Annotated in this window: 5 protein-coding genes; 4 read left to right on the forward strand and 1 reads right to left on the reverse strand. The window is 34.5% G+C overall.

Features of this window, described 5'->3' with window-relative positions:
- The first annotated feature begins 323 nt into the window (after positions 1–323).
- From gltB to ACZ1AQ_RS09315, 4 genes are all read left to right on the forward strand, one after another.
- Positions 324–4,841, forward strand: a complete 4,518-nt coding sequence (gene gltB, locus ACZ1AQ_RS09300; protein ID WP_489632638.1) for a glutamate synthase large subunit — start codon at positions 324–326, stop codon at positions 4,839–4,841.
- A gap of 2 nt (positions 4,842–4,843) precedes the next feature.
- Entirely contained in the window at positions 4,844–6,298 is a 1,455-nt protein-coding gene (locus ACZ1AQ_RS09305) for a glutamate synthase subunit beta (RefSeq protein WP_489632639.1), read from the forward strand.
- Positions 6,299–6,484: 186 nt separating this feature from the next.
- Positions 6,485–7,702: a diaminopimelate decarboxylase gene (gene lysA / locus ACZ1AQ_RS09310; RefSeq protein ID WP_489632640.1), complete on the forward strand. Its 1,218-nt coding sequence runs from the start codon at positions 6,485–6,487 to the stop codon at positions 7,700–7,702.
- 118 nt (positions 7,703–7,820) lie between these two features.
- Positions 7,821–9,236, forward strand: a complete 1,416-nt coding sequence (locus ACZ1AQ_RS09315; RefSeq protein WP_489632641.1) for an alkaline phosphatase — start codon at positions 7,821–7,823, stop codon at positions 9,234–9,236.
- 54 nt (positions 9,237–9,290) lie between these two features.
- On the opposite strand, the gene pafA is transcribed toward ACZ1AQ_RS09315, so the two are convergent.
- Positions 9,291–10,907 carry an alkaline phosphatase PafA gene (gene pafA, locus ACZ1AQ_RS09320; RefSeq protein WP_489632642.1) on the reverse strand — a complete coding sequence of 539 codons (1,617 nt, stop codon included), beginning with the start codon at positions 10,905–10,907 and terminating at the stop codon, positions 9,291–9,293.
- Positions 10,908–11,128 lie beyond the last annotated feature (221 nt).

Consider the following 11,128-nt stretch of genomic DNA (forward strand, 5'->3'; position numbering starts at 1 on the left):
TTTTTTTTTCCTAAAAAAAGAAGGGTTTAACTTAAAAATAACCTTACATAATAATCTGGTTCATTAAAAAAATTAAAGGTTATTTAAAAATTTGTGATATTTTTTCTTTAAAGAACCAAAATCAATAAAAAAGCTAGTTTTTACAGGGAAATAAGACGTTTTCAATTTCAAATATTATGAAAATGTTAACAGAGACGGGGCAAAATTTTACAATTGTCATTTTTGCAAGCCAAATTTGATTTTATAACAAAAATAATAGCCAAACCTAGCATTTAGACAGATTATCTCATGAATTACATAATTTTGTAAAAAAAATAGCAAGCATGAAAGTTAAAGAACAAGGCCTTTATTTGCCCGAATTTGAACACGACAATTGTGGCGCAGGATTCATTTGTAATTTGAACGGAATCAAATCTAATGACATTATTCACAAGGCATTAGACATTTTAATTAAATTAGAGCATCGTGGTGCCGTAAGCTCTGATGGTAGAACTGGTGATGGAGCGGGAATTCTTTTTGATATTCCTCACACATTTTTCAAAAAAGTTTGTGAATTCTCCATTCCTGAACCAAGAGAATATGCTGTTGGTATGGTATTCATGCCTAAAAGTAGTAATCAAGTTGATTTTTGTAAAACTACTTTCGAAAAAGCAATAGCAGATCAAAAATTAGAAATTCTTGGATGGAGAGATGTTCCTGTTGATGTTAATAATCTAGGACAAATTGCTGCCGAGAAAGAGCCTACAATAAAACAAGTCTTTGTTGGTAAAAATGGTTTAGACTTAACAGAACAACAATTCAATGCCAAAATGTTTGCTGCTAGAAAAATAGCCGAACATGCGGTTAGAGGCTCCAAAACTTCAGAAAGTCATATGTTTTACTTCTCAAGTTTTTCAACTACTACTATTATATATAAAGGTCTTTTGATGCCTGAGGACATTAGTCGTTATTATACTGATTTGTTAGACAATGATTTAGTAACTCGTTTAGCCTTAGTACACCAACGTTTCTCAACCAATACCTTCCCTTCATGGGATTTAGCGCAACCTTTCCGATATATGTGCCACAATGGTGAAATCAATACATTAAGAGGAAATGTAAGCCGTATGAGAGCCCGTGAAGAACTCATGAAAAGTGATATTTTTGGTGAAGATCTAAAAAAACTTTTCCCTATCATCCTAGAAGGAAAATCAGATTCTGCCTCTATGGACATGGTAGTAGAACTTCTTTTAATGACCGGTCGTTCTCTTCCCGAAGTTATGATGATGGTAGTACCTGAGGCTTGGGAAAAACACCATACCATGACCCCTGAGAAAAAAGCATTCTACGAATACAACTCTTGTATAATGGAACCATGGGACGGTCCTGCATCTATTCCTTTTACAGACGGAAATGTAATTGGAGCCTTATTGGACAGAAATGGTCTTCGCCCTTCGAGATATACTTTGACAAAAAGTGGTTTTGTAATCATGTCATCAGAAATTGGAGTACTTGATATTAACCCAGAAGACGTGGTACAACATGGTCGTTTAGAACCCGGAAAAATGTTCTTGGTTGACATGAATGAAGGAAGAATCATTGAAGATGACGAAGTTAAACACGCTGTGGTAACGAAACGCCCTTATCAAAAATGGTTAGACGAAAATCTTTTGCAATTGGCTAGTATTCCATACACCAACAATCCTATTCCAGTTGAAAACTTAGATTTCGAAACCAGACAACGCATGTTTGGTTACACTATCGAAGACTTAAAAACGATCATCAATCCAATGGGTGGTTCTGGAAACGAAGCCATTAGTTCAATGGGTAATGACACTCCATTGGCCGTTTTATCAGATCAACCTCAGTTATTATACAACTATTTCAAACAATTATTTGCTCAAGTTACGAATCCTCCTTTAGATGGAATTCGTGAAGAAATCATTACTGATATTAGCCTAGCTATTGGTGGAGACTACAATATTTTTGATATTGAAGCCAAACAATGCAAAAAATTAAAGATCCAAAACCCAATCATTTCTAATGAGGATCTAGATAAAATTAGAAACATTGAACATGAAGATTTCAAATCAGTAACCATTTCTACTTTGTATAAAATAGAAAAAGGAGCAAATGGTTTAGAAAGAGCTTTAGAAAAGTGTGTTCAAGCTACTTTTAAGGCTGTTTCTGAAGGAAGTAATATTGTGATTCTTTCAGATCGTGGTGTGAGTGAAACTTTGGCACCAATTCCTATGCTTTTAGCTTGTTCATACATCCATCATACTTTAAACCAACTTAAAGTACGCTCTAAGTTTGGAATTGTAATTGAATCTGCAGAGCCAAGGGAACCGCATCATTTTGCCTTGTTATTTGGTTATGGAGCAAGTGCCATAAATCCTTACATGGTTAATGAAATTATTCACCATGAAGTAAAAGAAGGACATATCACTGGAATTACTGCCGAATACGCAATTAAAAACTACAACAAAGCAATCGGAAAAGGGATTTTGAAAATCATGAATAAAATCGGAATCTCAACGCTACATTCATATAGAGCTGCACAAATTTTCGAGATTTTAGGTTTAAACAAATCATTTACAACTAAATATTTCCCTTACACACCATCCCGCATAGAAGGTATTGGATTAATGGAAGTGGAAAAAGAAGTAAAAAAACGTTTCCAAAAGGCATTCCCAAATTCAAAAGTGGCCAATCTATTACCTCTTGAAATTGGTGGAATTTACAGATGGAGAAGAAATGGAGAGAAACACATGTTCAATCCTACAACCATTTCAAAATTACAACAAGCCGTTCGTTTAAATAGCCCTGAAAGCTATGCTGAATATTCTAAAATGGTCAACGAGCAAAGTGCCAATTTAATGACTATTCGTGGATTATTTGAGTTCAACAATCTAGATCCAATTTCAATTGATGAAGTAGAACCTTGGACTGAAATTGTAAAAAAATTCAAAACAGGAGCTATGTCTTATGGCTCAATAAGTCAGGAAGCACATGAAAATTTAGCCATTGCTATGAACAGAATTGGTGGTAAAAGTAATTCTGGAGAAGGTGGTGAAGATTCAAGACGTTTCCAAAAAGAATTGAATGGCGACTCAAGAAATAGTGCTATCAAACAAGTGGCTTCAGGTCGTTTTGGAGTGTCTATTAATTATTTGACCAATGCCAAAGAGATTCAAATAAAAATGGCTCAAGGAGCTAAACCAGGTGAAGGAGGACAATTACCCGGTGAAAAAGTAGTGCCTTGGATTGCTGCAACCAGAAATTCTACACCTTATGTTGGACTAATTTCTCCACCTCCACATCACGATATTTATTCTATTGAAGATTTATCACAATTAATTTTCGATTTAAAAAATGCCAACCGTGAAGCTAGAGTAAATGTAAAATTAGTATCAGAAGTTGGAGTTGGAACCATCGCTGCGGGTGTTGCTAAAGCCAAAGCCGATGTGATTTTGATTTCAGGTTATGATGGGGGTACAGGAGCGGCACCACTTACATCATTAACACATACTGGTATTCCTTGGGAACTTGGTTTAGCCGAAGCACAACAAACTTTAATATTAAATGATTTAAGAAGCCGTGTTGTTTTAGAGTGCGATGGACAGTTAAAAACCGGCCGTGATGTTGCTATTGCCGCTTTATTAGGAGCTGAAGAATTTGGTTTTGCTACTGCTCCACTGGTAGCTTCAGGATGTATTATGATGCGTGCTTGTCACCTAAATACGTGCCCAGTAGGTATTGCAACGCAAGATCCTGAGTTGCGTAAAAACTTCAAAGGTACTCCAGAACATGTTATTAATTTCATGTACTTCATTGCTGAGGAATTAAGACAAATTATGGCGCAACTTGGCTTCAGAACCTTAAAAGAAATGGTGGGCCAATCTCAAAAATTAAACGTAAATAAAGCGATTCAGCATTATAAAGCAATGGGATTAGATTTATCTACCATTTTATACAAACCCGAAAAAGCAAAAACAGTTCCTAACCACAATACCATGCCTCAAGATCATGAATTAGAGCATGTTTTAGATTTTGATATTATCAAAGCTGCAATTCCTTCAATTTATAGAAAAGAAAGAACAAGAGTAACCTTTGATATCAAAAATACGGATCGTTCAGTTGGAGCCATTTTGAGTAACGAAATTTCAAAAATATACGGTGCACAAGGACTACCAGAAGATACTATTCTAGTTGACTTTACAGGATCTGCAGGACAAAGTTTTGGAGCTTTTGCTACCAATGGACTGTCATTTAAAATCCACGGAAACTGCAATGATTACCTAGGAAAAGGACTTTCAGGAGGAAAATTGATCATCAAAGTTCCGCCAACAGCAACTTTCAAACCTGAAGAAAACATTATCATTGGTAACGTTGCACTTTATGGAGCCATTACCGGTGAAGCATATATCAATGGTATGGCAGGAGAACGCTTCTGCGTAAGAAACTCTGGTGCAACAGCTGTTGTTGAAGGAATTGGAGATCATGGCTGTGAATATATGACTGGTGGAACCGTAGTAGTTTTAGGTAAAACAGGAAGAAATTTTGCAGCTGGTATGAGTGGAGGCATTGCTTATGTATATGATCCGAATAATAAATTCGACCATACGGTATGCAATATGGAAATGGTTGCATTTGATCCTTTACAAGCAGAAGATATAGCAAAAATGAAACGTTTAATCAAAAATCACTCCCTATATACCAGCAGTCCATTAGCAAAAAGAATCTTGGCAGACTGGGACAATCAAGTGCACCATTTTGTAAAAGTGATGCCAACAGATTACAAAAAAGCGTTGCAACGCATTGCTAAAGAAAAGGAAGTTGAAGAATTAATTGCACAATAGTCATGGGAAAAATAGGAGGATTTAAAGAATATAGTAGAGCCGACGAAAGTAACGTAGCTGTTGCAGAACGCGTTACCAATTACAATGAATTTACAATTGCATTACCAAAAGAGAAAATAAAAGAACAAGGTTCACGATGTATGGACTGTGGCATCCCTTTTTGTCACAGCTCTTGTCCGTTAGGAAATTTAATCCCTGACTTCAACGACATGGTACATCAAGAAGAATGGCAAAGTGCCTTGGAAATTTTGCAATCAACAAATAATTTCCCTGAGTTTACAGGAAGATTGTGTCCTGCTCCTTGCGAAAAATCATGTGTACTGGGCATTATAAAAGAACCTGTTGCGATCGAAAACATCGAAAAAAACATCGTCGAAAGAGGTTTTGCAGAAGGCTGGATTAAACCACAACCACCCGCAGTTAGAACAGGAAAAACTATTGCTGTTGTAGGATCTGGCCCTGCTGGTTTAGCAGCTGCCCAGCAATTGAATCGTGCTGGTCATACAGTTACGGTATTCGAAAGAGACAATGCCATAGGCGGTTTATTACGCTATGGAATACCTAATTTCAAACTAGAAAAAGCTATTATCGATAGACGTATAGCAATATTAGAAGCTGAAGGTATCGTATTTAAAACCAACGTAAATGTAGGAATCAACTATTCAGTAGACGAGCTAAAAAGTTTTGATGCTGTAGTTCTTTGTGGAGGAGCAACAGAAAGAAGAGGCTTACCTACAAAAGGAGCCGATAGTAAAGGCGTGGTACAAGCCATGGATTTCTTGACGCAACAAACCAAAGTTTTATACGGCGAAGAAGTTCCTAATCAAATTAAAGCTACTGGAAAAGATGTTATAGTTATTGGAGGCGGAGATACTGGTTCAGATTGTATTGGTACCTCAAATAGACAAGGTGCTAAATCAGTTACTAATTTTGAAATCATGCCAAAACCCCCCGTTGGACGTAGCGAAACTACACCATGGCCCTTTTGGCCTTTACAACTAAAAACTTCCTCTTCACACGAAGAAGGTTGTAATAGGAATTGGTTAATCAATACCAAAGAATTTATTGCTAACGAAAAAGGAGAACTTACTGCATTAAAAACTGTTGAAGTAGCTTGGAAAATTGTTCCAGGCCAACGTCCTGAATTAATTGAAAAAGAAGGTTCAGAAAAAATTTGGCCATGTGATTTAGCTTTATTAGCATTAGGATTTACTGGTCCAGAAAAAACATTGGCAGAGCAATTAGGATTAGAAGTGGATATGAGAAGCAATTATAAAGCAACCAAATATCAAACGAACATTCCAAATATTTTTACTGCAGGTGATATGAGAAGAGGTCAATCATTAATTGTTTGGGCAATTTCTGAAGGTCGCGAAGCTGCGAGAGAAGTTGATTTATATCTAATGGGATATACCAATTTGCCAACCAAAGGTAACGGAGATTTACCAAGTTTATAAAAGAACCATTTTTTTTAAATCCCTTGGCTTTGCTATTTTGAGCCAAGGGATTTTTTTATTGTTACAAAAAACAAAATTCAAGAACAAAATGTTTTAAATTAAACATTTTGTTATATTTTGTTATATTTTGTTTTTTATTTGGTCGACGGTAGAAACTGTAATAAATTTGTAAAAAATTAAATCACAATGCAAGGAAAAGACTTACTTCAATTAGCCGAACAATTTGGAACGCCATTATATGTTTATGATGCGGAAAAAATTCAATCTCAATTCAACAGATTAACCAAAGCTTTTTCTAAAGTTGAAAAACTTCGCATCAATTATGCGATGAAGGCATTGTCGAACATCTCTATTCTTCAACTCTTAAAAGAAATGGGCTCTGGTTTAGATACTGTTTCTATTCAAGAAGTTCTACTAGGATTGCACGCAGGTTATGCTCCAGAAAAGATTTTCTATACTCCAAATGGCGTTTCTTTAGAAGAAATAGAAGAAGTAAATGCTTTGGGTGTTCAAATTAATATCGACAATCTATCTATTTTAGAACAGTTTGGAACCAAACATCCTAATGTTCCTGTTTGTATTCGTATCAATCCACACGTCATGGCTGGAGGTAACACAAACATTTCTGTGGGACACATTGATAGTAAATTTGGAATTTCTATTCATCAATTACCTCACCTAGTTCGTATAGTAGAAAATACAAAAATGAATATTGTTGGAATCCATATGCACACTGGTTCTGACATTTTAGATATTGAAGTGTTTTTATATGCTGCAGAAATTCTTTTTGACGCTGCTAAAAACTTCAAAAATCTTGAATTTTTAGATTTTGGTAGTGGTTTCAAAGTACCATACAAAAAAGACGATGTACAAACAGATATCGAAGAATTAGGTAAAAAATTATCAAAACGTTTTAATGCTTTCTGTGATGAGTATGGGAAAGACTTAACACTAATTTTTGAACCAGGTAAATTCTTAGTTAGTGAAGCAGGCTACTTTTTAACCAAAGTAAATGTAGTAAAACAAACTACATCAACTGTTTTTGCTGGAATTGATAGCGGTTTCAACCATTTAATTAGACCAATGCTTTATGGTTCTCAACATCATATCGAAAATATTTCTAATCCAAAAGGAAAAGAACGTTTCTATTCTGTAGTAGGTTACATCTGTGAAACCGATACTTTTGCAAACAATAGAAGAATCGCTGAAATAAAAGAGGGAGATATCCTTTCGTTCCACAACGCTGGAGCTTATTGCTTCTCAATGTCTTCAAACTATAACTCCAGATACAAACCAGCTGAAGTTTTGTGGTTAAATGGCAAAGGGCATTTGATTCGTGCTCACGAAAAATTCGAAGATTTACTTCAAAATCAGATTCCTCTACAAATAGAAACAACAGTATAATATTTAAATCCCATTTGAAAAAATGGGATTTTTTCATTTATGTTTTATATATTTAAAAAAATCTTAACCTCAATCAAACGTAAGCTTTCTTAAATTTGATTTATAATAAAAACAATATATGAACAGACGGAATTTCTTCAAAAACGGTTCCCTTTTCGCTCTTGGAACAACTCTACTAAATCCATTCGAAAGCCCTGCAAACGAATTAGATTTATCCAATTTTCACAAAAATAAAAAAGCAAAAAACATTATAGTCATTGTAAGTGATGGGATGAGCATTGGCACTCTTAATATGGCTGATCTTTATTTAACCCGAAAAACTGGTAAAGGGAGTAATTGGATGCAATTGTATAAAGACAAAAAAGTTAGTCGTGCACTAATGGATATGGCCTCTGCTTCTTCAATTGTTACTGACTCAGCAGCTGCAAGTTCATCTTGGGGTTGTGGTTTTCGTGTTAAAAATGGATCCTTAAACATAGGTACAAATGGTGAAGAATATTTACCAATTTGGCAAAAGTTTCAAAAAGCTGGAAAAATGGCGGGTTGTGTAACAACTGTACCTATAACACATGCAACACCAGCAGGATTTTGTATTTCTTCTAAAAGCAGAAATAGTCAAGAGGGAATAGCAGAACTTTATTTGGACTTAAAATTTGATGTCATGTTGGGTGGTGGCGACAACTACTTTTCTGCTGATATTAGAAAAGACAAAAGAGATCTTTACAAAGAATTTAAAGATAAAGGTTTTACTGTAGTCAAAAACAAAACTGAAATGTGGTCTAGCGACAACAGCAAGCCAATTTTAGGCGTATTTGACAAAGAAGGACTTCCTTACTCCAAAGACAGAGAAAGCAGCAAAGAACTAACCAATAGCATCCCTACTCTTGCTGAAATGACACAAAGAGCTATTGACAAAATGAAAAATCACCCAAAAGGGTTCGTTCTACAAGTAGAAGCTGGAAAGGTAGACTGGGCTGCACATGGAAATGATGTAGCTGGGTTAATTTATGATCAAGTCGCACATGATGAAGCTATAAAAGTGGCTATAGATTTTGCCGAAAAAGACCAAAATACTTTAGTAATCATAACTTCTGATCATGGGAATGCCAATCCTGGGATAGTATATGGAAAAGATGCCAATGATAACTTTGATAGTATTCAAAAATATACTCAAACCAATGATTGGATTTTAAATGGTATCGGAAAAGAAACTAGTGTAGCGCAAGTAATAGAAAGAATTGAATATGCCAATAAGATAATTTTAAAGGAAGAGGAAGCTAAGGAAATTTTAAGCTACTACACTAATATAAAACTTGAAGATGGACTTTACAATCCAAGACATTTACCTCTTAAAGTATTAGGAGATATTCAAAAAAAGCGCAACTCGGTAGGTTGGATCAGTACTGACCATTCGGCTGATTATACTGAACTAGCGATGTATGGACCAGGAAGTCAACTTTTATCTCCATTTATAAAAAATACGGACCTACATTATTTGATGCTTCAAGCTGCAGAAATAGAAAATAAATTTTAATCAAAAAGACTCCTGAAATTCAGGAGTCTTTTTTGTACTTTCTAGAGAAATAATTTATTTAGAAATTAAAAGTTCTTCTAAAACTTCAGCTTCAGTTCCATTCGGAAATGCAATTTTTAGCATTTTAGACAAAGTTGGTGCTATTGATGTTATGTAAACTTTTTTATAAGATTCTCCTTTTGGAACATGCCAACCATAAAACAACAAGGGTACATTAGTATCATAACTATTAGGCGTTCCATGAGTAGTCCCGGTTTCATTATATTCCATAAAACCAGTTTTTTGAACCAATACTAAATCTCCATTCTGTTTTGGGTCAAATCCTTTAAAAATAAAATTTAAATAATAATCACCTCCTGATGATGCCAAAATTTCTTCATCGGTATATACTCTTTTTATATGAGGTAGTTCCAAAATGAAAGTTTTGAAAGCCTGTTTTACAGCGCTTAATTCTATTCCTTTGGTTTTAACTAAATCTCTATTCAAATAAATATTATAATTAGAATAATTCGATACTAAGTTAACTCCATAAGTTGCGATTGAAAACTTTTCAAGAGATTTAAAAGTTTCTTTTGATGGCACATTCGTAACATCATATTTACGATCTCTTAAAAAAATAGGGTTCTCAGCAGCAGCATGATCAGCAGTTAAAAAAAGTAAATAATTGTCCTTACCAACATTTTTATCAAGATAATCCAACATTCTAGCTAAAGTTAAATCCAACCGCAAATAAGTATCTTGAATTTCCATAGATCTTGGTCCAAAAGTATGTCCTACATAGTCAGTTGAAGAAAAACTAACTGTTAAAAAGTCAATATCATTATCTTTCCCTAAATTTTCACTTTCAATAGCTTGCAAAGCGATATCTGCTAACAAATCATTTCCAAAGGGTGTTGTTCTAAGAATATCAGCACCAGATTCTTTGTATAATTTATTTAAGTTATAAGGAAAAATAGGAGCCTTTGATTTATCTATTTTCCCTTCGTATGGATTATCATCAGGAAGGCTCTCATTATAATCAACAGCAGGTTTTAACAAGCTCCAACCTTTCTGAATGTAATTCAAATAACGTTTTTCACTATTGAATTTGGTAACCCAATCAGGCATCTTATCACCATAAAAAGAACTTGATATAAAGTCACCAGATTTACTAAACCAAAATGCCCAATTTGCAAAATGCCCTGCAGGCAAAATAGCTCCCCTATCCTTAATGCTCAAACCTATAACTTTTCCTTTAAAATTAGTTGCCAATCGCAACTCATCGGTAACAGTAGTTGCAAAAAGATTTTTGGGAGACATCATTCCTTCTTTTTCGGTTCCCACAACTAATGAATATACAGAGTCATCATCTGTACAATACCTGTTTTTACCCGTTTCACGAATATACCAATCATTACCAATTATTCCGTGAGTTGCTGGAGTAGTCCCAGTATAAATTGAAGCATGGCCTGGAGCAGTATAAGTAGGAACATAATTATAATTCATATTATAAAATGCATAACCATTATTCATTAAACGCTTAAATCCGTTTTGTGAATAATCATCATAAAATCTATCTAAATATTCAGCTTTCATTTGATCTACAACTATTCCAATAACAAGTTTAGGACGTTGCTGAGCAATAGAAACACAAGAAACAAGGTAGAATACTAACAAAAAAACTTTTTTCATAAATAAATATTTTACACAAATTTAAATTATATAATCAATAAAACAGGAAAAAACGAAGATTTTAGTATACCCTTTCAACTACTTAAAAAAAGAGCAAAAAAAAACCCCTTCATCGAATGATGAAGGGGTTTTAAAAGAATCTGAAAATATTTCAGATTAAAGAAAGGCGGCGACATACTCTCCCACAAAATGCAGTACCATCTGCGCTGGCGGGCTTAACT

It is taken from the genome of Flavobacterium sp. UM26 (assembly GCF_057922445.1).